This is a genomic window from Cellulomonas sp. Root485 (assembly GCF_001426705.1).
GTDB lineage: Bacteria > Actinomycetota > Actinomycetes > Actinomycetales > Cellulomonadaceae > Cellulomonas.
On the sequence record NZ_LMFC01000001.1, the window covers coordinates 556,814 to 580,435 of the forward strand.

Here is a 23,622-nt window from a genome sequence, read left to right on the forward strand (position 1 = left end):
CCCACACGGCTCAGTCGAGCAGTCGAGCCCTCACGCGTGCGAGCTCGTCGGCGGACAGCCCGTGCTCCGTCAGGTATCCGGCGACGTCGAGGTCGGACAGGAAGGCGCGCAGGTGCCCGGTCACCTCGGCCAGCCGTGCCGCGAGCTCGTCGTCGGAGCGCCCCGTCTCGTCCCCGTGCCCGGCCAGCGCGTAGTCGTTCATCGCGGCGACGGCGAGCGTGTAGTCCTCGACGATCGTCTCCTGCGGCACCCCGGCCAGCGACAGCAGGAGCGCGGTCACCAGACCGGTCCGGTCCCGACCTGCCGAGCAGTGGATGACGACCGCGCCCTCAGGGGCGTTCGCGACGGCGCGGACGGCCGCGACGATGAGTTCCGGCCAGGCGTCGAGGTTCGCACGGTAGTACTCCGGCGAGTCGAGCACCTCGCCCCAGCGCGCCATGAACTCGCGGTCCTCCCACACCTCGACGGGGCGGTGGTGCCGCGTGACGCCGGTCGGCAGCGGCAGGGGCGCGATCTCGTGCGGGTTGCGCAGGTCGACGATCGTCCGCACCCCCGCGTCGACCAGCTCCGACCAGCCCTGCTCGTCGAGTCCGTCCAGGCGCGGGGTGCGGAAGATGCGCCCCGAGCGCGTGACGGTCGTGCCGGCGGGCAGACCTCCGAGGTCGCGCGCGTTGTGCAGCCCGCCCCAGGTGACGGAACGGTCGGTCACGCGAGCAGGGACTCGGCCTCGGCGCCCTGGTCCTCGCGCGTGTGGGCGTCGAGGTCCTCCAGCATCGCGACGGCGTCGTCGATGATCTCGGGGTCCTGCGTGCGCACGCCGTAGAGCAGCCACCGGGCCAGCGCGAGCTCTCCGGCGAGGAGTGCGCGCTCGGCCAGGTGCGGGTCGGTGAGCTCGGTCCGGCGCAGCTGGTACGCCTCCATGATCGAGTCGGTGGTGTCCGGGTCCGCCGCCACCAGGAGCCAGGCGAGGTCGTCGGCGGGGTCCGCCACGCAGGCGTCGCCCCAGTGCAGGATGCCGGTGACCTTCTCGCCGTGCACCAGGACCCGCTCGCTGGTGAGGTCGCCGTGGGTGACGGTCGGCCGGAAGCGCCAGAGGGCGACGTCCTCGAGCCGGTCCTCCCAGCGCCGCAGCAGCGCGGGCGGCACCTTTCCGGTGCGCGCTGCCTCGTCGACCTCGGCCTGGCGGCGGTCGCGGTACCCGCCGGCGTCGTAGGCGGGCAGGCCGGCGTTCTCGACGAGGCTGGTGGGGAGCTCGTGCACCGCGGCGATCGCGCGACCCAGGTCGGCGGCGAGGCCCGGCCCGGGGCGGAGGCGGTCCAGACGGAGCGGCTCGCCGGGGATCTCGGTGTGCACGGCCGCTCGACCGCCCTCGGGCAGGTGCGCGAACCCGACGGGTGCGGGGACGGCGAAGGGGAGCTTCCCGCGGTCGGTCTCGGCGGCGAGCATGCTGAGGAGCACGACCTCGGCCTCGAGCGCGGCGCCGGCCGCTGCGTGCTGCGGTGCGCGGACCACCCAGCGGTTGCGGTGGGCGTCGATCACGACCGCCGTGTCGAAGTCGGACCCGGGCTGTGCGGGCCGCCGGACGTCGTAGGCGTCGAGTCCCGGCACGGCGACGGTCGCCAGCGCGGCGAGGGCGAGAGGGGATCGAACCACCCGCCCAGGATAGGTGGGCCACGGAGCGGTCCTGGGCGAGCCGCTCGGCGTGTCTTCGTCCGGTTGCTCCCGTCGCGCCTGATTGCGGTCCCGTGCGCAGGCTCCGCCGCCGCCGCGTACGGTGACCGGCGTGATCGTTCCGGATGACCTGCCGCTGTCCCGTGCCGGTGTCGACCGTGCTGCTCTCTCGCGGACCGACGACGGGTTCGTCGCCGCCGCGCTGACCGACGACGCGACCCGCGTGCTGCTCGTGTGCGACGGCGCGGTCGTCACCACGACGGGCTCGCGGGTGGCGCTGCTGCCGCCGTCCGAGGTCCGGGTGCCCGCGTCGGACGACGACGGCTGGCTCCTGCTCGGTCGTGGTGAGGATGGCGAGACGTACCTCGCCCTGCGGGTCCCGGACCGCCGGCCGGCGCCCCGGGTGGGGGAGGCGTCCGACGTCCTGGTCCACGCGGTACCGACCGAGGTCGGACCCCCGACCGCCTCGGGGCTTCCCGACGGGCTGACGTGGACGCCGCTGCGGGACATCGGTGCGGACCTGACCGCGCACGAGGCGGGACTGGCCACCACCGCCGTCGCGCTCGACGCCTGGCACGCCCGGCACCCGCGGTGCCCGCGCTGCGGTGCGCGGACCCGGGTCGCCCAGTCCGGCTGGACCCGGGTGTGCGTCGACGACGGATCGGAGCACTACCCGCGCACCGACCCCGCCGTGATCATGGCGGTCGTGGACGCCGACGACCGGATCCTGCTCGGGCACGCGGCGCACTGGCCGGCCGGGCGGTGGTCGACGCTCGCGGGCTTCGTGGAGGCGGGGGAGTCGCTCGAGCACGCCGTGCGCCGCGAGGTGGCCGAGGAGACCGGGGTGCTCGTGGGTGAGGTCTCCTACCGGGGGAGCCAGCCGTGGCCGTTCCCGGCGTCGCTCATGATCGGCTTCCGCGCCCACGCGCTCTCCACGGACGTGACGGTGGACGGCGTCGAGCTCACGGAGGCGCGCTGGTTCTCCCGCGACGAGCTCGCCGAGGCTGTGCGGTCGGGCGACGTGATCCCGCCGGGACGCGCGTCGATCGCGCGGGCGCTGGTCGAGGAGTGGTTCGGGGGAACGCTCAGCTGAGCCGGGCGCGGACCTGCGCGAGCGACGGGTTCGTCGCCGCGGACCCGTCGGGGAACACGACAGTGGGCACCGTCTGGTTCCCGTCGTTGAGGGACTCGACCAGGGACGCCGCGTCGGGGTGCTCCTCGATATTGACCTCGGTGTAGCCGATCCCCTCGGAGTCGAGCTGCGTCTTCAGCCGGCGGCAGTAGCCGCACCACGTCGTGGAGTACATCGTGATGGTGCCGGCGTCGGGCAGGGTCTGCGTGGTCATCGGTCCCTCGGTGGTCGGAAGCGGTCGGGCGAGATCGTCGCCCAGGGCAGCAACGTTCACACCCCTCGGCTTCTTCCCGCGTCGCGCGGACGGGTGACGGTACCCGATGTGCACAGGGTGGCGACGGGGGTGTCGGCCGGTGCTGAGAGACTGTGCCCGATGTCCGCCGAAGCCCTCCTGGACGCCCTCGACCCCGAGCAGCGTGCCGTCGCCACCACGCTCCGGGGACCCGTGCGCGTGCTCGCCGGTGCGGGGACGGGCAAGACGCGGGCGATCACGCACCGCATCGCGTACGGCATCCAGGTCGGCGCCTACCGCCCGGCCAACGTGCTGGCCGTGACCTTCACCGCCCGCGCCGCCGGGGAGATGCGCACCCGTCTGCGGCTGCTGGGCGCGCCCGGTGTCCAGGCCCGCACGTTCCACGCGGCCGCGCTGCGGCAGCTCGGGTTCTTCTGGCCCAAGGTCGTGGGTGGTCCGCCGCCCCGGATCCTCGAGCAGAAGGTGAAGCTCGTCGCGCACGCGGCGCAGCTCGTCGGTCTGGAGACGGACCGGGAGAGCGTGCGGGACCTGGCCTCCGAGATCGAGTGGGCCAAGGTCAGCCTGGTCACCCCGGACGACTACGCGAAGGCCGCCGCCGCGACGGACCGCCCCGGGCCCGGCGGCACCGACCCGCAGTCGGTGGCCCGCCTGATGGCCGCCTACGAGTCCGCCAAGGACCAGCAGGGCGTCATCGACTTCGAGGACGTGCTGCTCCTGCTCGCGGCCATGCTGGCCGAGCGGCGCGACGTCGCCGACTCGGTGCGGGAGCAGTACCAGCACTTCGTGGTCGACGAGTACCAGGACGTCAGCCCGCTCCAGCAGTATCTGCTCGACCAGTGGCTGGGCGGCCGGCAGGAGCTGTGCGTCGTCGGTGACCCGAGCCAGACCATCTACTCGTTCGCCGGCGCGTCGGCCCACCACCTCACGACGTTCACCAGGACGTACCCGCGCGCGACGACGGTCGAGCTCGTCCGGGACTACCGCTCCACCCCGCAGGTGGTGTCGCTGGCCAACCACGTGATGCACGCGTCGCGCAAGGCAGGCGGACCGGTGCCGCTGGAGCTGCGGGCGCAACGGCCCGACGGGCCCGACGTCTCCTACGTGACCTATCCCGACGACGATGCGGAGGCCGCGGGCGTCACCGACGCGATCGCGGCGCTGGTCCGTGGGGGCGTGCCGGCGGCCGAGATCGCGGTGCTGTTCCGGACCAACGTGCAGTCGGAGGCGTTCGAGGCGGCGCTGGCGGACCGGGGGATCGCGTACCAGGTGCGCGGGAACGCCCGCTTCTTCGCTCGTGCGGACGTGCGCAAGGCGATGGTGCTGCTGCGGGGCGGGGCGCGCTCCGCAGACCCGGGGACGCCCATGCCGGAGTCCGTCCGGGACATCCTGCGCAGCGCGGGCTGGACGGATGCTCCGCCGGAGGGCCGGGGAGCGAGCCGCGAGCGCTGGGACGCGCTGCAGGCACTCGTGTCGCTGGCCGACGCCCTCGCTGCAGCCCCCCCGACGGGCGACGGGCCGCCCACCGTCGCGGACCTCGTCGCCGAGCTCGACGAGCGTGCGGCGGCTCAGCACGCGCCGACCGTCGAAGGCGTGACGCTCGCGTCGCTGCACGCCGCCAAGGGTCTCGAGTGGGACGCGGTGTTCCTCGTGGGGCTGTCGGACGGTCTCCTGCCGACGGTCCAGGCGCAGACGGACGCGACCGTGGCCGAGGAGCGGCGCCTGCTCTACGTCGGGATCACCCGCGCGCGCGAGCACCTGCAGCTGTCGTACTCCCGCGCCCGCCATCCTCGGGCGCGGGCGAGCCGAGGGGTGTCGCGGTTCCTCACGGACCTGTGGCCCGACGAGCGCCGTCGGCCGGGCGTCCCGCGGCGCGATCTCGACGTGCGCCAGCAGGCGGTGGTCGACGGCCTGACCGCCTGGCGCGACGCGCACGCGGCGGAGCTGCGTCGCCAGCCCGCGTCGGTGCTGACCAGCGCGACCATCCGCGCGATCGCGGAACGGTGCCCCGGCACGCTCGAGGAGCTCGGCGCGGTCCGTGGCGTCGGTCCGATGACTCTCGCGGACATCGGCGAGGACGTGCTGGCGGCGGTGCGCGCGACCGTGCGAGCGCCCGCTCGTTGAGCCGATCGGGCGATGGCAGAAACTCGTCGGCGAAAGTTCGTTTATTCGGTTGTCCCCCGTGCAAAGCCAGTTCTAGTCTGGGCGACGTCCTTGTAGAGGGACCGCGCCGACAGGCGAGGGTCCGAACCGGAGAGGGGGTGGGTGCATTGAAGAACCAGATGATCGACACGGCGAACGCTCACGCGTTCCTGCCGCGATCCGTCGCGCCCACCACGTTCCGGTTCCAGGGGATCGCTCTGCCCATCGGCGGCAGCGCCCTCGAGCCGATCGGCGGGTCGAAGCGTCGCACGGCGACCGATCCCCGCACGTACCTGATCCGGACTCCCATGATCTGACCTCGAACGAGGCACAGGCCGCGGAGTCCGAACTCGGACCCGCGGCCTTTCTGTTCTCCCGATGAGTCGGGTGAACGGGTTGGCAGTCGGTCCGGCACCGACGCAACACGCTCACCAGCAAGGACATCAGGAGGACATCGTGCGGCTCACGACGCTGCTCGACACGGTGAACCATGGCGGATCCGGCCCGTGGCCCGTCACCGACAGCACTTCGACGACCGACGACCGCCAGACGTTCGACCAGCTCGTCGCCGACTTCATCCCGTGCCGGGCGGGCGACCCCGAGCTCTGGTTCGCCGAGCGGACCGCCGAGGTCGAGCAGGCCAAGGCCCTGTGCCGCGAGTGCCCGCTGATGGAGGGGTGCCTGGCAGGCGCCATCGACCGCGCCGAGCCGTGGGGCGTGTGGGGTGGCGAGGTGTTCGTCGGCGGTGTGGTGGTCGCGACCAAGCGTGGTCGTGGTCGCCCCCGGAAGAACGCGGCCCCGGCCGCCTGACGGCGGCAAGGGCGACTCAGCCCGGCGCGCCCACCAGCGACGCCGGGAGGGCGGTGCACCCGCACTCGGGGTGCACCGCCCACGTGCGTCTGCGCGGCACCGCGTCCGGCTGTGCCACCTCGAGCGTGGTGCCCGGTGCGAGGCCGGGGACCCGGTCGAGGTGCGCGAGCACGGCCGCGGCACCGAGACCGGCGCAGACTGCGGCGACCAGTCCCGACTCGTCGGCGACGTCCCCGGCGTGCAGCTGCGCGGCGATCGTGGGCCATGACGCGTCCGAGTCGGTGCGGTGCAGGTCGAGGCAGCGCAGGCACGGGCCGGCGCCGGGCACGACGAACGGGCCGACGACCGTGTCGGCCTCGCGCACGACGACGCCGAGGTGGGTGATGCCACCGGCGACGAGGACCGGGCCGCGCCGGGGGTCCGCCACCCTGTCCTCGACGAGGACCACGACGTCCGGTGCGCGGTCCGAGGCGGTCGAGACGTGCGGGGCGACGTCGCGCAGCAGCCTCGCCGTGACGTGCTCGCGCACCGAGCCGGCGTCGGCCCACCGGTAGCCGCACACGCCGACGTCCGTCGAGCGCACCGGCCGTTCGTCGTCGACCAGCACGGTGCCGACCCCCGCCGCCGCGAGTCCGACCGCGATGCCGAGCCCGGTCGGTCCGAGCCCCAGGACCGCGACGACCCTGTCCGCGCGCGCCCGGACCACGTCCGCACCGTTCCCGTCAGCGCGCAGGAGGGACCACACTGCCGCGTCGACCGACGCCGGTCCGCGAAGGTCGGCCCTGGACGGACCGGCCGTGGTGAGCCGCGCCTCGACCAGCACGTCGACGAGCGCACGCACCCGGTCCGGCTCCACGTCGCGTCCGGCGACGAGACGTGTGACCTCGGTCAGGTCCGTGCGCGTGTCCACGGACTGGAGCAGGTCCGCCTCGGCGGGGGTGAGGTCGGGCAGGCGGACGGCCCAGCGTGGGTCGGTGCCCACCTGGACCTCGGTGGCCGTGCGTCGCAGCACCCGCAGCCCGGCGCGCAGTCGCATGGGGCTCCCTTCAGGACGAGGGAGTCACTGTCGCAGCGTCGGCGGACACGCCGTGCCGGTCATCCACAGCCCCGGACATGCCGAAGGGCACCGTCCGGACGGACGATGCCCTCGGGCGACGAGGAGAAAGCTCAGGCCTTGCCGAGGATCCGGTTGAGCTTGGTGCCGCAGACCGGACAGACGGCCTTGGCCATCCTGCGGCCAGACTCGGAGACGACGACGTCACCCTCCGCCTGGCGCTTCTCCTTGCACTTCACGCAGTAGAACTCGCCTGCATACGTCTCAGCCATGGTGCCCTCCCTCGGTGTCCTGCACCGGACCGGGAAACCGCCGGCCGGCGGCCGGGCGTGGTGGTGCTGCCACGTCCGCGCGGCTTTCACAGTAGTAGCCGAGGCGCCCACAGCCCGCGGAATCGTGCAGGACGCGCCGTGCGGCCACGGGTGAACGCGGGCGCGTGGGCCCTGCGCGCTAGCGTTCTTCCGTGCAGCCCACGCAGGACCTGTCGCAGGTCGAGATCCGCCGCTCACGCAAGCGCGTGCGCACGGTGACGGCCTGGCGCGAGGGCGACCGGACGATCGTGGCCATCCCCGCGCGGTTCACGCGGGCGCAGGAGCACGAGTGGGTGCGCCGGATGCTGGCCCGGCTCGCGGCGCAGGAACGGCGGCGCCGACCGTCGGACGACGAGCTGATGTCGCGGGCGACGGACCTGTCCGCCAAGTACCTCGGCGGGCGGGCGCGGCCGACGACGGTCCGGTGGTCCACCAACCAGGGTCGGCGGTGGGGGTCCTGCACGCCGTCGGACGGCACCATCCGGATCTCCGACCGCGTGCGCGGGATGCCACGGTGGGTGCTCGACTACGTGCTGCTGCACGAGCTGGCGCACCTGCTGCACGCCGGGCACGGGCCGGAGTTCTGGGCGGAGCTCGACGCCTACCCGCGCACCCTGCGCGCCCGCGGGTTCCTCGAGGGGTACGCGTACGCGGCGGAGCGTGGCGCGCACACCCCGCCCGGCGAACCTGGGGCCGACGACGACGTGGGGGACGCGGGCAGGGACGAGGTCGACGACGGCGGGATCGAGGAGCCGGACGGGGTCGTGGCCGACGAGGTGGACGTCGACGACTTCCCGTCCGACGACGACACCGACGGCGGCCCGGTCGGTCAGCTGGAGCTGGAGCTCGACGACTGGGGTCCGAGCACCACAGCTGAGACCGCGGAGCGCGGTCGACCGACGTGAGGGGTTCGAGCGCGCGGCCGACGTCGGGTTCCCGACGGCAGCCGTGGTGTACGCCGTGCGGAGGCGATCAGGCGGTCGGACCGGCGTCCGGGTCCTCGCCCAGGATCTCCGCCAGGGCGCGGTCCACCTCGGCGGCGTCGTCGACGGCGGTCGCCCGGCGCGCGGCGTAGCCGGCGGGGTCGTCGAGGTCCTCGGTGCCGGGCAGCAGGTCGGGGTGGTCCCAGACGGCGTCGCGTGCGGTCGCCCCGTTGTCACGGGTGATCTGCGCCCACAGCGCCGCGGCGTCGCGGAGCCTGCGGGGCCGCAGCTCGAGACCGACGAGGTTGGCGAACGTCTGCTCGGCCGGCCCTCCGGCGGCGCGGCGGCGACGGATCATCTCGCGCAGCGCCATCGTGTGCGGCAGGTGGGGGAGCGCTGCGGTGGCCGTGACCTCGTCGACCCAGCCCTCGACCAGTGCCAGCGCGGTCTCCAGCCGTTCGAGCGCGGCCTTCTGCGCCGGCGTCGTGTGCGGCGCGAAGACGCCACCCGACAACGCCTGCTGGAGCGCCGCGGTGTCGGTCACGTCGATCGAGCGCACGGCCTCCTCGAGCTGGTCGGCGTCGATGGTGATGCCGCGCGCGTAGGCCTCCACGGTGGCGAGCAGGTGCGCCCGCAGCCACGGCACGTGCGTGAACAGGCGGGTGGCCGCGGCCTCGCGCAGGGCGAGGAACAGGCGGACCTCCTCGGCGGGTGCGTCGAGCCCCTCGGCGAACGCGTCGACGTTCGCCGCCACGAGCGCGGGCGTCGGCCGGTCGAGCAGCGGGAGCCCGATGTCGGTGGTGCCGAACACCTCGTGCGCGAGCGTGCCCGCCGCCTGGCCCACCTGCATGCCGAACACGGCTGAGCCGAGCTGGCGCAGGAGCTGGCTGGGCTCGATGCCGCCGGGGAGGGTGAGGTCCTCCGGGCCACCGTCGGGCAGTGCACCGCCGAGCGCTCCGACGAGCGCGATCGACAGCGAGGACGCCACCGGCTCCGTCAGCGTGCGCCACGTCGGCAGGGTCGCCTCGACCCACTCCGCGCGGCTCCACGCCCGGGGCGTGCCGGTGGACGGTGGCAGGTCGGTGGCGGCGTCCAGCCACAGCTCGGCGACGGCGAGCGCGTCGAGCACCTGGCGTGTCTGGGCGGTGGTCAGGGACGGGTCTCCGCCGGCCGCGGCCTGCTGCCGGGCGAGGTCGTGGGCCATCTGCCAGTTGACCGGGTCGTCGCCGGACGCGGCGAGCAGGGCCTGGACCTGCGCGAACACCTGCTGGAGAGCGGCGGGGTCGTCGGGCAGCCCGGATGCAGCGGCCATCGCGCCGGGGTCGAACCCGCGCTCCTGCAGCTCACGGATCGCTTCGTCGGCGCCGTCTCCGAGCATCGCGCGCATCACCTGCTCCCAGGCGGGCACGCCGCCATCGGCTCCCGGGACGGCGGAGTTGTCGGGGCTCACGTGGACCTCCTGCGACGATAGGGCCGGCTGCGAACCACGGTAACCGCGCAGCACAGGAACGAGGGATGGTGGGCGAGCAGATTCGCTCAGGGCGCAGCACGCGACGCAGCAGCCCGTCGACGAGCCCGGCCGACGCGGTGCGCGCGGCCGAGCCCGACGACGTCGTCGTCGTCGGTCGTGGACCCATCGCGACCGCGGTCGCCGCCGCGTGGGGCGAGGGCGTGCGGACGATCGACGAGGTCCCCGTCGACACTCCGCACGACGCCCTGGTCGGTGCCACCGTCGTGGTGCTCGTCGCGCACCCGGGTGACCTCGTCGGCTCGTCCGTGAAGGGACGTCGCGAGCACGAGGCGGCCGTCGTCGCGCACACGCAGCGTGTCGTGGGCGCGGCGCGGGCCGTCGGGGCCCGGCACGTCGTGGCGATCGGGTCGGCCGTCGTGCACGGAGCGTGGGCGGACCGTCCCGTCATCCACGACACCGACCCGCTCCCGCGGGCCGACGAGGCGGCCCGCGAGGGCCTCGTCGGCGACCTGCTGGCGGCGGAGGCGGTGCTCGAGCGTGCCCGGCGCCGCAAGGCTCCGCTCGTGACGGTGCTGCGTCCGGCAGCGGTGGTCGGGGTGGGGATCGACACGTTCGTGACGCGGCACTTCGAGGCGCCCCGCCTGCTGACGGTCCGCGGCGCGGTCCGGCAGTGGCAGTTCGTGCACGTCGAGGACCTGGCGTCCGCCGCCAAGTTCGCGGTGACGCACCGGCTGGCAGGGGTCCTCGCCGTCGGCGCGGACGACGTGCTCGAGCCCGCGCAGGTCGAGGCGGCCGCTGGGATGCGGCGGGTCGAGCTGGCCGCGGCCACGGCGTTCGGCACCGCCGAGCGGCTCCACCGCGTAGGGGTCCTGCCCGCACCGGCCTCAGAGCTCGCGTTCGTCGTCTACCCGTGGACCGTCGCCGCCGACCGTCTGCGCGAGGCGGGCTGGGTCCCGCGCTGGTCGAGCGCCGACTGCCTGGACGTGCTGCTCGAGGGCGTGCAGGGCCGGGTCGCCGTGGCCGGACGACGTGTCGGCACCCGCGACGCGGCGGCGCTCGGGGCGGCAGGGGCGGCGGTCGCCCTCATCGGAACCGCCGCCGTGTGGCGCCAGGCGCGGGCCCGGCGGCGGCCGTGAGCGACGCGGGTGCAGGAGCGGGTGCAGGGACAGGTGCCGAGCCGGGGGATGATGTGGGCGTGCTCGACCAGCCCACCTCACCGCCCGACGTCGATGACGACCTCGGTCAGCCCGACCGCATCAGCCCTCGGTCGCTGACCCTCTCCGTGGGCATGATGGCCACCGCGCTGCTGCTCGCCGTGCTCGTGGTGCTCCCCGTGCCCTACGCGATCAGCAGCCCCGGGCCCACGCGCAACGTGCTGGGCGAGCACGACGGCACCCCGCTGATCCAGATCTCCGGCGCCGAGACGTTCGACTCGACCGGTGAGCTGCGGCTGACCACCGTGTCCGGGACGGGCGGACCGGGGTTCCCGTCGAGCGTCGTGGGTGTCGTGCAGGGCTGGCTGTCGCCCTGGGTGGTGGTCCAGCCGGTCGAGCTGCTCTACCCGCCGGACCGGACGCAGGACGAGATCGACGAGTCGAACACCGCGGAGATGGTGTCCTCGCAGGAGAACGCCGCCGTCGCAGCGCTCACCGAGCTGGGCTACGAGGTCCCCGCGACGCTCGTCGTCGCCGGGACGGTCGAGGGGTCCGACGCGGAGGGCAAGGTCGAGGAGGGGGACGTCATCGTCGCCCTCGACGGGACCGCCGTCCCCGACTACCAGGGGCTCATCGGGCTGCTCGACGACGTCCAGGCCGGGGACACCGTGACGCTCACGGTCCGTCGGCACGGGCAGGCGGTCGACATCCCGATCGTGACGACCGAGAAGCCCGACGGTGGCGCGCAGATCGGGGTGTTCATCGACCCCGCGTTCGACATGCCCGTGGACGTGACCATCAGCATCGACGACATCGGCGGTCCCAGCGCCGGGACCATGTTCGCGCTCGGCATCATCGACAAGATGACGCCGGAGGACGAGGCGAACGGCAAGGACATCGCGGGGACCGGCACCATCGACGTGACCGGCGAGGTCGGTCCCATCGGCGGCATCCGGCAGAAGCTCGCGGGCGCGACGCGGGACGGCGCGACGTGGTTCCTGGCTCCGGCCGCGAACTGCGACGAGGTGGTCGACCACGTGCCGGACGGTCTGCGCGTGGTGAGCATCGCGACCCTGCACGAGGCGCGTGAGGCCATGACGGCGATCGGTGCCGGCGCGGTCGACGACCTGCCCACCTGCACGAGCTAGCCCTGCGACAGCCCGCACGATCCTGGCTCGGCCGTCGACGACCTGCGGCGGAGCCAGCCCGACGGCGTGCTACTCGAGCGTGGTCCGGACCGCTGCGACCAGCCCCGGCACCAGGTCCGGTCCCTGACCGACCTGGTCGGCGGAGTCGTTCGTGCGGCTGCGCACCGCGCACCAGGACGGGCCGCCGCGCAGCGCGCCCACGACGAGCCGCACGTCCTGCCTCTCGGGGTGGGCCAGCAGGTACTCCAGCGCGGCCTCGGTGTCCTGCGGCATCGCCTCCTCGGCGGCCGGCGGGAGGACGACGCGCTCGACGGTGACGGCCATCCCGTCCACCGTCGCCGGCCACGACAGTCCCGCGAGCAGCGTCTCGAGGTCGGGAGCAGCCGGCAGCTCCTCCTGCTCGACGGAGGTGAGGTGCGACGGCTGCGACCGGGCGGCGGCCAGGACGGTCGGGTCGAGCTGGGTGGCGAGGCCGGGTTCGGTGCGCAGCATCTCCTGCGTCCGGACCAGCGCGAACACCCGCACAGGGCCGTCCCAGCCGGCCTCGGCGACGTGCTGCTCGATCTCGCGGACGGATTCGGCCAGCGCGGCCAGGTCGGGGGAGGGTTCACTCACAGGTTCATGGTCCCATTCCTGTGGGAACCTGTGCCTCGACCGGCACGTTCTCCCGTGCGAGTGGCGGCGTCCCGTGTACGCCGCCCGGCACGGTCGTGACCCTGCCGAACGTGCTCACCTGTTGCCGACGACGAGGACTGCCACGCCGTGACCTTCGGAAGCCCGCCGCCCCGCCCGAGCCCGGCGCGTCCGCGCCGACGCGGAGCGCTCGCCCCCACGCTCGTCGTCCTCGGGGTGCTCGTCGTCGCCGTGCTGATCCTGGCCCAGGTGTGGACCGAGGTCCTCTGGTACCAGCAGCTCGGGTTCGGCAACGTGATCCGCACCGAGTGGGGCACGCGCGCGATCCTGTTCGTCCTCGGCTTCCTCGTCATGGGCGGCGCCGTCTACTGGAGCCTCAACTTCGGCTACCGGTCCCGGCCCGTGTACGCGCCGTCCACGCAGGAGCAGGCGAACCTCGACCAGTACCGCGAGGCCATCGAGCCGCTGCGCCGGCTGGTCATGATCGTCGGCCCCGCGGTCCTCGGTCTGTTCGCCGGTGCCGCCGCGTCGCAGCAGTGGCAGACCATCCAGCTGTGGATGCACGGCGGGTCGGTCGGGAAGACCGACCCCCAGTACGGCATCGACCTGGGCTTCTACCTGTTCACGCTGCCCGGGCTGCGGTTCGTCGTGTCGTTCCTCATGGCGGTCGTCGTGCTGTCCGGCATCGGCGCCCTGGCCACCCAGTACCTCTACGGCGGCCTGCGGGTCGGGGGTCAGCGCGGCGGTGCGCCGCGGACGACGAGGGCGGCGCGCATCCAGCTGTCGGTCATCGCGGCCCTGCTGATGCTGCTCATCGCGGCGAGCTACTGGCTCGACCGGTACTCGATCCTGACGAAGACGGGCCGCAAGTTCGCGGGCGCCTCGTTCACCGACGTGCACGCCGTCATCCCGTCGAAGGCGATCCTGGCGGGCATCGCGATCTTCGTCGCGGTCATGTTCATCGTCACCGCGATCCGCGGCAACTGGCGCCTCCCCGCCATCGGCGTCGGTCTGATGGTGGTGGCGGCCGTGGCCGTCGGCGGTATCTATCCTGCCGTCGTCCAGCGCTTCCAGGTGCAGCCGAACCAGCAGGACGCCGAGGCGGAGTTCATCCAGCGCAACATCGGCGCCACCCTCGACGCGTACGACCTCGAGGACGTCGAGAAGACCGACTACAACGCCGAGGTCACGGCGGAGGCGGGCGCACTGCGCGCCGACGCCGACACCACGGCCTCGATCCGGCTCCTCGACCCGCAGATCGTCAGCCCGTCGTTCAAGCAGCTCGAGCAGATCCGCGCGTTCTACGACTTCCCCGACTCGCTGTCGGTGGACCGGTACGAGGTCGAGGGGGAGAGCCGCGACACGGTGATCGCCGTCCGCGAGCTGTCGCTCGAGGGGCTCGACGCGCAGCAGCGCAACTGGACCAACGACACCACGGTCTACACGCACGGGTTCGGCGTCGTCGCCGCCTACGGCAACACGACCGCCGGTCGCGGCGCCCCCAACTTCTGGGAGGGCGGCATCCCGTCGACGGGGCAGATGGGCGAGTACGAGCCGCGCATCTACTTCAGCCCGAAGGCCCCGCTCTACTCGATCGTCGGTGCCCCCGAGGGCACCCGGGCGTGGGAGCTCGACTACCCGGCCGACGACTCCGAGGGTGCCGTCAACAGCACGTTCCCGACGCAGGACGTCTCCGCCGGCCCGTCGATCGGCAACCCGCTGACCAAGCTGCTCTACGCGCTGAAGTTCGGGTCCGAGCAGATCCTCTTCTCCGACCGCGTAACCAGCGACTCGCAGATCCTCTACGAGCGTGACCCCCGCGACCGCGTCCAGAAGGTCGCGCCGTACCTGACGCTCGACGGCCGCGCGTACCCCGCCGTGGTCGACGGCCGGGTCAAGTGGATCGTCGACGGCTACACGACGTCGGACCAGTACCCGTACTCCGAGCCGAAGTCCCTCGACGACGCGACGACGGACTCGCTCACCGAGTCGTCCGAGACCATCCAGGCGCTCCAGCCGAAGACGGCGAACTACATCCGCAACTCGGTCAAGGCCACGGTCGACGCCTACGACGGCTCGGTCACGCTGTACGCCTGGGACGCCGAGGACCCGATCCTCAAGGCGTGGGACTCGGTGTTCCCGTCCACGCTGGAGCCACTGTCCTCCATCAAGGGCAGCCTCATGAGCCACCTGCGCTACCCCGAGGACCTGTTCAAGGTGCAGCGCAGCCTGCTCGCCCGGTACCACGTGACCGACGCCGGCCAGTTCTTCTCCGGCAACGACTTCTGGGCCAACCCGAACGACCCGACGAGCAGCGTCGCCGTCCCGCAGCCGCCGTACTACCTGACGCTGCGGATGCCGGACCAGGACGAGGCCAGCTTCTCGCTGATGTCGTCGTTCATCCCGACCGGCACCAACGCGCGCAACGTGCTCACCGGGTACCTGGCGGTCGACGCCGAGGCCGGGAACGAGGACGGGAAGCCGTCGCCGGACTACGGCAAGATGCGGCTGCTCGAGCTGCCACGCGACTCGACGGTCCCCGGACCCGGTCAGGTGAACAACAACTTCGTCGCCGACCCGGACGTGTCCAACGAGCTGAACATCCTCGGCCGTGGCGACTCGCAGGTGGTTCGCGGCAACCTGCTGACCCTGCCCATGGGCGGTGGCCTGCTGTACGTGCAGCCGGTCTACGTCCAGGCCCGGTCCGGCACCACGTTCCCGCTGCTGCAGCGCGTGCTCGTCGCGTTCGGTGACGACATCGGGTTCGCGGACACCCTCGACGGTGCCCTCGACCAGGTGTTCGGCGGCGACTCGGGTGCCGACGCCGGCGACGCCGGGACCGACCCCGACGCGGGTACGCCCCCGACGGACGAACCGACGCCCGAACCGACCGACGGAGCGACGCCTGCGCCGACCGACCCCGGAACCGGCACCGGCACCGGCACCGGCACGGACGCGACCGCCCGTGCGGACCTCGACCGGGCGCTGCAGCAGGCCAAGGAAGCTATCGCCGACAGCCAGTCCGCGCTGGCGCGCAACGACTTCGCCGCCTACGGCGAGGCGCAGCAGCGGCTCGACCAGGCCGTCCAGAGCGCCCTCGAGGCGGAGGCCCGGCTCGACGAGTGACGTACGGTGCCTGGCCGGTGGAGGGTGACGTACGACACCACCGGCCAGGCGCCCGCGATTTGGTCCCCCCTGGGGGGTGAGGTAAGTTGTAACCACCGACGCGGGGTGGAGCAGCTCGGTAGCTCGCTGGGCTCATAACCCAGAGGTCGCAGGTTCAAATCCTGCCCCCGCTACACAGAAGACGAAGGCCCGGACCTGCTGGTCCGGGCCTTCGTCGTTCTCGATCCCTGGCCGGCTACTCGTCGTGGTCCGGGAGTGCGGGGGCGCCGTCGCGTTCGTCGCGGTCGGCCCACTGGAGCAGCGGCGCCAGGTCGAAGACCGCGTCGTCGATGCCGGCATGGAGGTCGCCGAGCTCGGCATAGCGTGCGGGGACCGTGTGCAGGGTGCAGTCGCGGGGATCGACGTCGTCGATCTCGTCCCAGCGCAGGGGCGTCGACACGGTGGCCTCCGGGGTCCCGCGCACCGAGTAGGCCGAGGCGATGGTGTGGTCGCGGGCGTTCTGGTTGTAGTCGACGAACACCAGGGACGGGTCCCGGTCGCGTCTCCACCACGCGGTGGTGACGTCGTCCGGCGCGCGGCGCTCCACCTCCCGCGCGAAGGCGAGCGCCGCTCGTCGCACATCCGTGAACCCGTGCTCGGGGGTGATCCGGACGTAGACGTGCAGGCCGGAGCCGCCGGAGGTCTTCGGCCAGCCGACTGCGCCGAGCTCGTCCAGTACCTCCCGCGCCACGTGCGCTACTCGCCGCACGCGGTCGAAGGGGCAGTCCGGCATCGGGTCCAGGTCGATGCGCCACTCGTCGGGGCGCTCGGTGTCGGCCCGGCGGCTGTTCCACGGGTGGAACTCGACGGTCGACATCTGCACAGCCCAGATCACGTGGGCCAGCTCGGTCACGCACAGCTCGTCGGCGGTGCGGCCGAAGCGCGGGAAGTAGAGCTCCACCGTCTCCATCCACGGCGGGGCGCCGCGCGGCAACCGCTTCTGGTGCACCTTCTCCCCGGCGACGCCCGTGGGGTAGCGGTGCAGCATGCAGGGACGCTCCTCCAACGCCCGCACGATCCCGTCACCCACGGCGAGGTAGTAGTTCGCGAGGTCGAGCTTGGTCGCCCCGCTGGCGGGGAAGTACACGCGGTCAGGGTTCGAGAGCCGCACGGTGCGGGTGCCGACCTCGAGCTCGACAGCGGGGGAGTGGTCCGGGGCCATGCCTCATTCAAGCGCGCCGCATGCGTCTGCGGCGGCACGGGGGCGGCCCGCACCGTGGGTCGCTTCCGGCTCGATCCTGAGAGCTTTGCCAGGAACTCGACAGGCCGGTCCGCGGCAGCCGACCTAGCATCGGCCGTGCTGGACCGACGGTCGTGTCGGCCCAGCACCACAACGCAGAGGAACCCCGTGGGCATTCAGACCTCGCTCGATGAGCTGCGTGCGGCGACGCGCATCGTCGACGGCATGCGGCTCGCCGACGACCTCGCCTTCGAGAGCACCCGTGACCCAGGCGTCCGGACGATCCGGGTGCTCCGGGGCGCGCTGCTCGACGCCGACCAGCTGGTGGTGATCGCCGCGGTGCACGCGCTGGGGAAGATCGGCGACGACGAGGCATCGCGCGCGGTGGCGCGGCTGCTGTCCGACGACCGGCCCTTCGTGCGTGAGCACGCCGCGTGGGTGCTGGGCTCGGGGCTTCCCCGCGCGGACGCGGTCGCGCGCCTCATCGGCATGACCCAGGTGGGCGGGTTCGGCGGGATGCTCGCCCAGCGGACGCTGGAGCAGTGGGCCGCCGGCGCCCCGGAGCACGTGGCGGTCGGGCTCGAGGCGGCGCTGCTCGGGGTGCGGGAGCCGGAGGCGCGGGCCCGTGTGGTGGAGACCCTCGGGCTCGTGCGGCACGCCGTCGCCGTCCGGACGCTCCTCGAGCTCGCCGGCGACACCGGCGAGGACGAGCTGGTGCGCACTGCTGCCGTCGCCGCGCTCGGTCAGCGCCCGGGTGACCGCGCGGTCGTCGGGCTGCTCCACGGCCTGGCCGCCCGGGACGACGAGCTGGCCGACGTCGCGAGGCTCTCCCTCGTCGACATCGAGGCTGCCGCGTCGTGGCGGCGGGAGCCCGCGGCTCACGGGCTGACCGTCGCCCAGCTGTTCCTGCACGCCGACGTGGACGCGGGCCTGACCGCCGCCGGGGCGGGCGACAACGGCGGGATCGCGACGCTGCTGGTGCGGCTCGGCGACGCGCTCGTCGCCCCGAGCCCTCGCACGCGGCCGGTGGACCGGGTGATCACCATCTCGCGGGGATCGGTCGCGGAGGCCGTCGCCGACCTGCGCGCGCTGGACGGCAGCGGGCACCACTACGGTCGCGTCCCGCTTCGTCACGAGCCGGTTCCGATGGCCGCCGCCTGGTCGCTGCGGGTGGCCGCGCGACGGGGTATCCGGCGCGTCCTGCGTGCCGCGGGCGGGGTCGACCTGGTCCACCTGCGGATGGCGGATGTCGGCAGCCTGGCAGCCGCCGACGTCGCGAGCGAGCTCGACATCCCCACCGTGTTCACGGTCGCGCCCGACCCGCACGCCGTCATCCAGTCGCTCGACCTGGCCGGCCGCCTGACCCGGCAGAACTTCGGGGAGGTCGACGCAGCAGAGCACTTCTGGTTCCGCGCGCGGCTCGTGCAGCGGCTGGCCGCCAACGCCGCGCACACCGTCCTGTTCCCTCGTCCGGCCTTGCAGCGTGACATGCGCGAGCTGGTGGGGATCGACGTCCTGGCGCACCCGGAACGGCACACGATCGTGCCGGAGGGTGTGGACCTCGTCGTCGTCGACCGCGCCGTGGCGGAGGCGCAGGCGTACGCCGCGGGCGGCGAGCCGACGGACGCGCTGGCCGACCTTCGCGACCTGGTCGACGCGCTGCCGAGCGAGCGCCGGCCGCTGCCCCTGATCGTGAGCGTCGGACGCCTGCACCGGGTCAAGGGAGTCGCGACGCTCGTGCAGGCGTGGGCGAGCGGCGACCTGCGCGATCGGGCCAACCTGCTCGTCGTCGGCGGTGACCTGGAGCACCCGTCGGCCGACGAGCGCGAGCAGCTGGACCTCATCGATGCCGTCGTGCCCTCCACCGGGCGCGCCGACGCCGGGCTGCTGCTCCCGGGCCATCGACCCAACGACGTGGTCGCTCGCTGGGTCGCGGCCGCGCGCACGGGGCTGCCCGGACGCAGCGCGCCGCACGGGATCTACGTGTGCGCGAGCCTCAAGGAGGAGTTCGGCATCGCGCTGCTCGAGGCGATGGCGTCCGGTCTCGTCGTCGTGGCGCCCGACGGCGGCGGCCCGGCCACCTACGTGGACGAGGGCGACACCGGCTTCCTCACCGCCACCTGGCACGCGGACCGTCTCCGCGCGGCGATCGGGTCCGCGCTCGACGCCTCGCTCGCCGAGACGGACGATCGGCGTGCGCACCGGTCCCGCTCGACGGTCGCCCAGAGCTTCACCATCCAGCGCATGGCAGACACGCTCGGGCACCTCTACCGACGGGTCGCGGCGGACGAGATCGCGGACCGGTCGGCCCTGGTCGGCCCCGGATGACCCTGCTGATCATCAGCCCGGACTACGCCTCGCACCTGATCCCGCTGGCCGCTCTGGGCGCTGCGTGGCGTGACGCGGGGAAGCGTGTGGTCGTCGCCAGCGGTGAGGCCACCGCGGGCATCGCAGCCTCGTTCGGCTACGAGACGGCGTTGCTGCAGCTCGGCCGCGGGTCCAACCCCGGGGTGATCCGGGCGGAGAAGCAGCCGGACGACGAGGCGGACTCGTTGCGGGGCTTCTTCGACGCCACCCGGCACGGAATGGTGCCGACTCTCGCGTACCAGGCGCGGGAGCGGCTGGTCGACCTCATGTGGCGGCCCGTCGAGAAGGCGCGCGCCACCCTCGACGTCGTCGAGGCCGTGCGCCCCGACGCCATCCTGGTCGACCACCTCGCGTACAGCGCGCGCCTCGGCCTGTGGGCCGGTGACGTGCCCTACGCCGATGTCGTCCTCGGGCACCCGACGGCCCTGCCGGTGGGCGACGAGGTCTACGGCAGGCCCCCGCAGTGGCCGCGCGCGTTCCACCCCGACCCGGACGAGCTGGCCGAGCTCGACGTGCTGTGCCGGAGGGTGGCGGCCGGCTTCACGGTCGAGTGGAACACGGCCGGCGCCGAGCTCGACCCGGGGAAGGCGCCGGTCGACGACGCCTTCGCCCTGCACGGTTCGCTCGTGCTCTTCCACTACCCGGAGGCGCTGGCGGCGCCCGAGCGCGCAGCGCACCTCCCACCGAACAGCTACCTGGGAGGCAGCCTGCGTGCCGAGCCTGCCGACCCCGAGGTCGACGCGTGGCTCGGCGACGCGGAGCCGTTCGTCTACGTCAGCTTCGGCAGCTTTCTCTCGGTCCGCTCCGACGTGCTGCGGACCGTCGTCTCGGCGCTGCGCGAGGCGGGCGTGCGGGCCGCGATCGCCCGCGGTGCGACCCCTGTCTCCGAGCTGGGCGAGCTGCCCGCCGGGTGGCTCGTGCGCGAGTACCTCCCGCAGGTGCGTCTGCTCCGCCAGGCGGCCGTGCTGGTGACGCACGGCGGCAACAACTCGGTCACCGAGGCCGTCGGCACCGCGACGCCGATGCTGGTCCTGCCGTTCTCGACCGACCAGTTCGCCGGTGCCGCGGCCATCGAGCGCGTCGGTGTCGGCGAGGTGCTCGACCCCAACCGGGCCTCGGTCCGTGAGGTCCGCGAAGCGCTCCTGCGGCTGCTGGGCCTCACCGGCGCGGGCGCCGAGCTCCTCGCGTCCGCGGCAGGTTCCCTCGCCGCGGACCCGGGACCCGCCAGGGCGCTCCGGGCAGTCGGCGCCTCGGCGATCAGCTGAGCCAACGCCTGGGTGTCGCGTGGCTTCGACGCCCCGCTGGTGGATATGTCCTGGTTGTCAGGATTCGTTGACGAGCCGGCCGCGGAGGGCCAGGCTGCGCTCATGGGCCTCTCGGGGTCGACGGTTCGCAGGCCGGAGCCCCACCGCGTGTGCCGACGGCGGGCGATGGTCCTCGCGCTCCTGACCGTCGCGGCGGCCGCATCGGCGTGCACGGCACCGGCCGGCCCGGACGACGCCGCTGAGCCGACGCTCCCTGCGGAGCACCCGACCGTCGTGCAGCCGTCGACAGCGAGCACAGAGATGTTCGTCGTTCCGGCGTTCGACGGTCCACGCCCGGAGCCGGTGGCGGACGGAACCGTGCACCGCTACGAGAACCCGCGTCGTGGCGCGGTTGGCGCGCCGGCCCCGGACTACCGGTGGCTCGAGTACACCCTTCCTCCGGGGTGGGAGGTGGGTGACGTCTACATCGGGAAGCATCTCGGCCAGCCGGACGAGGTGGCGCTGAGCTTCTGGACGACGGCCGGCGTGTACCCCGATCCCTGTCGGCGGGACGAGAAGCTCAGTCCGCACGACCTGGCCGACCACGACCATCCTGACGGCGCCTCCATCTCTCTGGCCCACTACCCCGAGCTCGGTCTGTCAGCGCAGCACGATCGCGAGGCCTCGGAGCCACGGACCGTGGTCATCGCCGACCCGACCGAGGAGGACGGCACGCTCGCGGTGCGGTTCGAGCTGACCGTGCCCGCGGACCTCGACATCGCGACCTGCGACGAGGGCGCCTACCGTGCCTGGCCGGGCTACGACGTACCGAACGACAACCACGTCGCGGGGCAGACGGACATCGTCCTGCTCGTCGACGTCGACCGCTCGCCGCTCACCATCGACGCGTCCTTCCGACCCGAGTCGTCGGCGCAGGACGTCCGTGAGCTGTGCTCGGTGCTCGGATCGATCGTCATGGACCGCTGGTGAGGGTCGACATCGCAGAGTGATCCGGGCGAGCGGTCCGATCCGCGCAACGGGCAACCGGGCGGTTGGGCCGGCTCCTGCTGCTCAGCGCGTCGGGGAAGCGAGGTGCCGGAATCATCTGCGGCTGCTCCTACACTCCGCACATGTCGCAGACCGCGCCGGCGAACTGGTATCCCGACCCCCACGGCCGCTACGAGCACCGCTACTGGGACGGCAGCCGATGGACCGAGCACGTCGGGTCGGCTGGGGGTCAGGCAATCGATCCGCCCCTCGCCGCGCCGCCGAGGCCACCGGTCGTCGCTCGGATCGAATCACCGGCGCCTGCCGCTCCCGCGGCACCGACCGCGGCCCCGGCGAGCAAGAAGGTTCAGCGACAGGTGCGCAAGCTCGGTGTCGACAGCGACGCCATCGGCGGCGGAACGCTCTTGACCGAGTCGGTACTTGTCGTCAACCAGAGAGCCACGCTCTTCGGCACGAAGTCCGAGTTCGGGGTGTTCGACCAGCGCGGCCGGAGGATCGGCGCTGTTCGGGAGAAGGGCCACAGCGTCTCCCGAGCGATGATGGGTGGCGAGAACGGGACGCGCAGGCTGCAGATCGTCGACGTGGACGGCCGGGCGCTCATGACGATCACCCGGCCGGCCAAGGTCTGGAAGTCGAGGTTCGTTCTCGTGGGCGCCGACGGCAGGCAGGTGGGCGAGATCGTCCAGGAGAACCTCGGGCTCCTGGCCGGCGCGTTCGGGGGAAAGTACAACGTCCGGTTCCGCCTGGAGTCCGCAGGCCAGACGCTCGGTTCGATCAACGCAGAGAGCTGGCGTGCGTGGGACTTCAGCGTCCAGGACGCGCAGGGGATCGAGATCGCCAGGATCACCAAGACGTGGGCAGGGTTGGTCAAGGAGCGGTTCACGAAGGCGGACAACTACGTCGTGGAGATACATCGGCCGCTGGAAGAACCGTTGCGTTCACTGGTGGTCGGGGCCGCGCTCGCAGTCGACACCGCGCTCAAGCAGGACGGCGAGTGGCGTCATCGGTCGTCCAGGTGACGACGTGCGAAGCGGGAGACAGGCCGCCGAGTGCTGGCAGGGTGTGTCCGCTCCGATTCTCCAGGCGGACAGCTTCCTTGCGTTCGCTGTCCGGTGCGGACATCACATCTCCTCCGCGGTCCCCCTGACGCGCACGCGGCCCTGGCGCGGGACCTCGACGACGAGGAGCGACGGCCGCCCGGTCTCTGCCCCTTGATCGACCGTGAGCACGGCAGGGGTGTCGAGGTGCCGGGCTGCCCGCAGGTACGCGCCGAGACCGGCCGCCGCTGACCCTGTCGCGGGGTCCTCGCGCATCCCGCCCCGCGGGAACGGGTTCCGCGAGGCGAAGCGGGTCGCCGAGAGGCGCTGGACGACCGGCACCGTGCCGTCCCACCCCTGCGCGTCCTGCAGGGCCAGCACCGCCTCGGCGTCGTGGTCGAGGCGCTCGAGGACGCCTGCCCGGACCGGGACGAGGGGGTGCAGGTTGCCGCCGTGCACGAGGGCGGGACGCAGCACCGGGTCGAGGTCGCTCCGGTCGAGCCGCAGGGTGGCGAGAAGCTCGTCGAGGAGCCCGCCGTCGAGCTCCTCGACCTCGGTGTCGACCGCCACCAGGGTCGCCCGCTCCGTGGACACCTCCACGGGGACGAGGCCGGCGTTCGTCGCCAGGTGCACCACCGGAGCCGCGTTCCGGCGCCGTGCCAGGGCGACCCCTGATGCGATCGTCGCGTGCCCGCAGAAGGCGATCTCCGCGCGTGGGGTGAAGTAGCGCACACGCGCCGCGTCGGCCTCGATCGCGGTGAGGAACGCTGTCTCGCTGAAGCCGAGGTCCGCCGCGATCCGGAGCATGTCGGCGTCGCCGAGCTCTTCGGCGTCCAGCACGACGCCGGCCGGGTTCCCCGATCGTGGGTTCGGCTCGGCGGTGGTGAACGCCCGGTACCGCAGAGTCTCCATCCGCCGATCG

20 protein-coding genes, 1 tRNA gene and 1 pseudogene are annotated in these 23,622 nt (G+C 73.1%); 13 read left to right on the forward strand and 9 right to left on the reverse strand.

Annotated elements, in window-relative coordinates:
• Positions 1–10: 10 nt before the first annotated feature.
• Together ASD16_RS02745 and ASD16_RS02750 are read right to left on the reverse strand one after the other, a co-directional pair.
• Positions 11–709 carry a tyrosine-protein phosphatase gene (locus tag ASD16_RS02745; RefSeq protein WP_055912500.1) on the reverse strand — a complete coding sequence of 233 codons (699 nt, stop codon included), beginning with the start codon at positions 707–709 and terminating at the stop codon, positions 11–13.
• Positions 706–1,653, reverse strand: a complete 948-nt coding sequence (locus ASD16_RS02750; protein ID WP_055912502.1) for a phosphotransferase — start codon at positions 1,651–1,653, stop codon at positions 706–708. Before ASD16_RS02750 ends, ASD16_RS02745 begins: the two co-directional genes overlap by 4 nt.
• A 130-nt stretch (positions 1,654–1,783) precedes the next feature.
• On the opposite strand from ASD16_RS02750, the gene nudC reads away from it, so the two are divergent.
• Positions 1,784–2,764: an NAD(+) diphosphatase gene (gene nudC, locus ASD16_RS02755; protein ID WP_369817896.1), complete on the forward strand. Its 981-nt coding sequence runs from the start codon at positions 1,784–1,786 to the stop codon at positions 2,762–2,764.
• Here nudC and ASD16_RS02760 read toward each other — a convergent pair.
• Positions 2,757–3,017: a mycoredoxin gene (locus ASD16_RS02760; RefSeq protein ID WP_055912503.1), complete on the reverse strand. Its 261-nt coding sequence runs from the start codon at positions 3,015–3,017 to the stop codon at positions 2,757–2,759. The genes nudC and ASD16_RS02760 overlap by 8 nt on opposite strands.
• A gap of 159 nt (positions 3,018–3,176) precedes the next feature.
• On the opposite strand from ASD16_RS02760, the gene ASD16_RS02765 reads away from it, so the two are divergent.
• From ASD16_RS02765 to ASD16_RS02770, 3 genes are all read left to right on the forward strand, one after another.
• Positions 3,177–5,177: an ATP-dependent helicase gene (locus ASD16_RS02765; RefSeq protein ID WP_055912506.1), complete on the forward strand. Its 2,001-nt coding sequence runs from the start codon at positions 3,177–3,179 to the stop codon at positions 5,175–5,177.
• A gap of 137 nt (positions 5,178–5,314) precedes the next feature.
• A complete protein-coding gene (locus ASD16_RS21645; RefSeq protein ID WP_157453768.1) occupies positions 5,315–5,512 on the forward strand; it encodes a hypothetical protein in 198 nt (65 codons plus the stop codon).
• 139 nt (positions 5,513–5,651) lie between these two features.
• On the forward strand, positions 5,652–6,005 hold the full coding sequence (locus tag ASD16_RS02770; protein ID WP_055912508.1) for a WhiB family transcriptional regulator: 354 nt from the start codon (positions 5,652–5,654) through the stop codon (positions 6,003–6,005).
• 16 nt (positions 6,006–6,021) lie between these two features.
• On the opposite strand, the gene ASD16_RS02775 is transcribed toward ASD16_RS02770, so the two are convergent.
• Both ASD16_RS02775 and ASD16_RS21995 read right to left on the reverse strand, forming a co-directional pair.
• On the reverse strand, positions 6,022–7,041 hold the full coding sequence (locus tag ASD16_RS02775) for a hypothetical protein (protein ID WP_055912510.1): 1,020 nt from the start codon (positions 7,039–7,041) through the stop codon (positions 6,022–6,024).
• Between the two features lie 131 nt (positions 7,042–7,172).
• On the reverse strand, positions 7,173–7,331 hold the full coding sequence (locus ASD16_RS21995) for a DUF5679 domain-containing protein (RefSeq protein WP_146844118.1): 159 nt from the start codon (positions 7,329–7,331) through the stop codon (positions 7,173–7,175).
• A gap of 191 nt (positions 7,332–7,522) precedes the next feature.
• Here ASD16_RS21995 and ASD16_RS02780 point away from each other — a divergent pair.
• Positions 7,523–8,107, forward strand: a pseudogene (locus tag ASD16_RS02780) (YgjP-like metallopeptidase domain-containing protein); the annotation flags it as partial.
• Between the two features lie 235 nt (positions 8,108–8,342).
• Here ASD16_RS02780 and ASD16_RS02785 read toward each other — a convergent pair.
• Positions 8,343–9,743 (reverse strand): zinc-dependent metalloprotease, encoded by a 1,401-nt coding sequence (locus tag ASD16_RS02785; protein ID WP_055912512.1) that lies wholly within the window; start codon positions 9,741–9,743, stop codon positions 8,343–8,345.
• A 65-nt stretch (positions 9,744–9,808) separates the two neighbouring features.
• Between ASD16_RS02785 and ASD16_RS02790 the strand changes: the two genes are divergently transcribed.
• Positions 9,809–10,900 carry an NAD-dependent epimerase/dehydratase family protein gene (locus tag ASD16_RS02790; protein WP_055912515.1) on the forward strand — a complete coding sequence of 364 codons (1,092 nt, stop codon included), beginning with the start codon at positions 9,809–9,811 and terminating at the stop codon, positions 10,898–10,900.
• A 59-nt stretch (positions 10,901–10,959) separates the two neighbouring features.
• Positions 10,960–12,066, forward strand: coding sequence for a PDZ domain-containing protein (locus ASD16_RS02795; protein WP_055915606.1), 1,107 nt, complete (start codon positions 10,960–10,962; stop codon positions 12,064–12,066).
• Between the two features lie 69 nt (positions 12,067–12,135).
• Here ASD16_RS02795 and ASD16_RS02800 read toward each other — a convergent pair whose 3' ends face one another.
• On the reverse strand, positions 12,136–12,681 hold the full coding sequence (locus ASD16_RS02800) for a PPA1309 family protein (RefSeq protein ID WP_055912517.1): 546 nt from the start codon (positions 12,679–12,681) through the stop codon (positions 12,136–12,138).
• Positions 12,682–12,828: 147 nt separating this feature from the next.
• Between ASD16_RS02800 and ASD16_RS02805 the strand changes: the two genes are divergently transcribed.
• Positions 12,829–15,825, forward strand: a complete 2,997-nt coding sequence (locus ASD16_RS02805; protein ID WP_055912519.1) for a UPF0182 family protein — start codon at positions 12,829–12,831, stop codon at positions 15,823–15,825.
• 99 nt (positions 15,826–15,924) lie between these two features.
• Positions 15,925–15,998 (forward strand) — tRNA-Met (locus ASD16_RS02810).
• A gap of 62 nt (positions 15,999–16,060) precedes the next feature.
• Here ASD16_RS02810 and ligD read toward each other — a convergent pair.
• Positions 16,061–17,026 (reverse strand): non-homologous end-joining DNA ligase, encoded by a 966-nt coding sequence (gene ligD / locus ASD16_RS02815; RefSeq protein ID WP_055912521.1) that lies wholly within the window; start codon positions 17,024–17,026, stop codon positions 16,061–16,063.
• Between the two features lie 186 nt (positions 17,027–17,212).
• Here ligD and ASD16_RS02820 point away from each other — a divergent pair, with 186 nt between their 5' ends.
• The 4 genes from ASD16_RS02820 (at position 17,213) to ASD16_RS02835 (ending at position 22,682) form a co-directional block, all read left to right on the forward strand.
• Complete coding sequence (locus tag ASD16_RS02820; RefSeq protein ID WP_055912523.1) at positions 17,213–19,372, forward strand: glycosyltransferase; 2,160 nt, start codon at positions 17,213–17,215, stop codon at positions 19,370–19,372.
• Positions 19,369–20,676, forward strand: a complete 1,308-nt coding sequence (locus ASD16_RS02825; protein WP_055912526.1) for a glycosyltransferase — start codon at positions 19,369–19,371, stop codon at positions 20,674–20,676. The genes ASD16_RS02820 and ASD16_RS02825 overlap by 4 nt, the downstream gene beginning before the upstream one ends.
• Before the next feature lie 165 nt (positions 20,677–20,841).
• Positions 20,842–21,645, forward strand: a complete 804-nt coding sequence (locus ASD16_RS02830; protein WP_055912528.1) for a hypothetical protein — start codon at positions 20,842–20,844, stop codon at positions 21,643–21,645.
• A 140-nt stretch (positions 21,646–21,785) separates the two neighbouring features.
• Positions 21,786–22,682 (forward strand): phospholipid scramblase-related protein, encoded by an 897-nt coding sequence (locus ASD16_RS02835; RefSeq protein WP_082570561.1) that lies wholly within the window; start codon positions 21,786–21,788, stop codon positions 22,680–22,682.
• Between the two features lie 102 nt (positions 22,683–22,784).
• On the opposite strand, the gene ASD16_RS02840 is transcribed toward ASD16_RS02835, so the two are convergent.
• Positions 22,785–23,612 (reverse strand): PhzF family phenazine biosynthesis protein, encoded by an 828-nt coding sequence (locus ASD16_RS02840; protein ID WP_055912530.1) that lies wholly within the window; start codon positions 23,610–23,612, stop codon positions 22,785–22,787.
• Positions 23,613–23,622: the final 10 nt, after the last annotated feature.

Excerpts from the sequence above, each read along its gene's own strand:
- ASD16_RS02765 (WP_055912506.1), top strand. The coding sequence starts at position 3,177 with ATGTCCGCCGAAGCCCTCCTGGACGCCCTCGACCCCGAGCAGCGTGCC.
- ASD16_RS02835 (WP_082570561.1), top strand. The coding sequence starts at position 21,786 with ATGTCGCAGACCGCGCCGGCGAACTGGTATCCCGACCCCCACGGCCGC.
- ASD16_RS02830 (WP_055912528.1), top strand. The coding sequence starts at position 20,842 with ATGGTCCTCGCGCTCCTGACCGTCGCGGCGGCCGCATCGGCGTGCACG.
- ASD16_RS02760 (WP_055912503.1), bottom strand. The coding sequence starts at position 3,017 with ATGACCACGCAGACCCTGCCCGACGCCGGCACCATCACGATGTACTCC.
- ASD16_RS21995 (WP_146844118.1), bottom strand. The coding sequence starts at position 7,331 with ATGGCTGAGACGTATGCAGGCGAGTTCTACTGCGTGAAGTGCAAGGAG.
- ligD (WP_055912521.1), bottom strand. The coding sequence starts at position 17,026 with ATGGCCCCGGACCACTCCCCCGCTGTCGAGCTCGAGGTCGGCACCCGC.
- ASD16_RS02775 (WP_055912510.1), bottom strand. The coding sequence starts at position 7,041 with ATGCGACTGCGCGCCGGGCTGCGGGTGCTGCGACGCACGGCCACCGAG.
- ASD16_RS02825 (WP_055912526.1), top strand. The coding sequence starts at position 19,369 with ATGACCCTGCTGATCATCAGCCCGGACTACGCCTCGCACCTGATCCCG.
- ASD16_RS02790 (WP_055912515.1), top strand. The coding sequence starts at position 9,809 with ATGGTGGGCGAGCAGATTCGCTCAGGGCGCAGCACGCGACGCAGCAGC.
- ASD16_RS02840 (WP_055912530.1), bottom strand. The coding sequence starts at position 23,612 with ATGGAGACTCTGCGGTACCGGGCGTTCACCACCGCCGAGCCGAACCCA.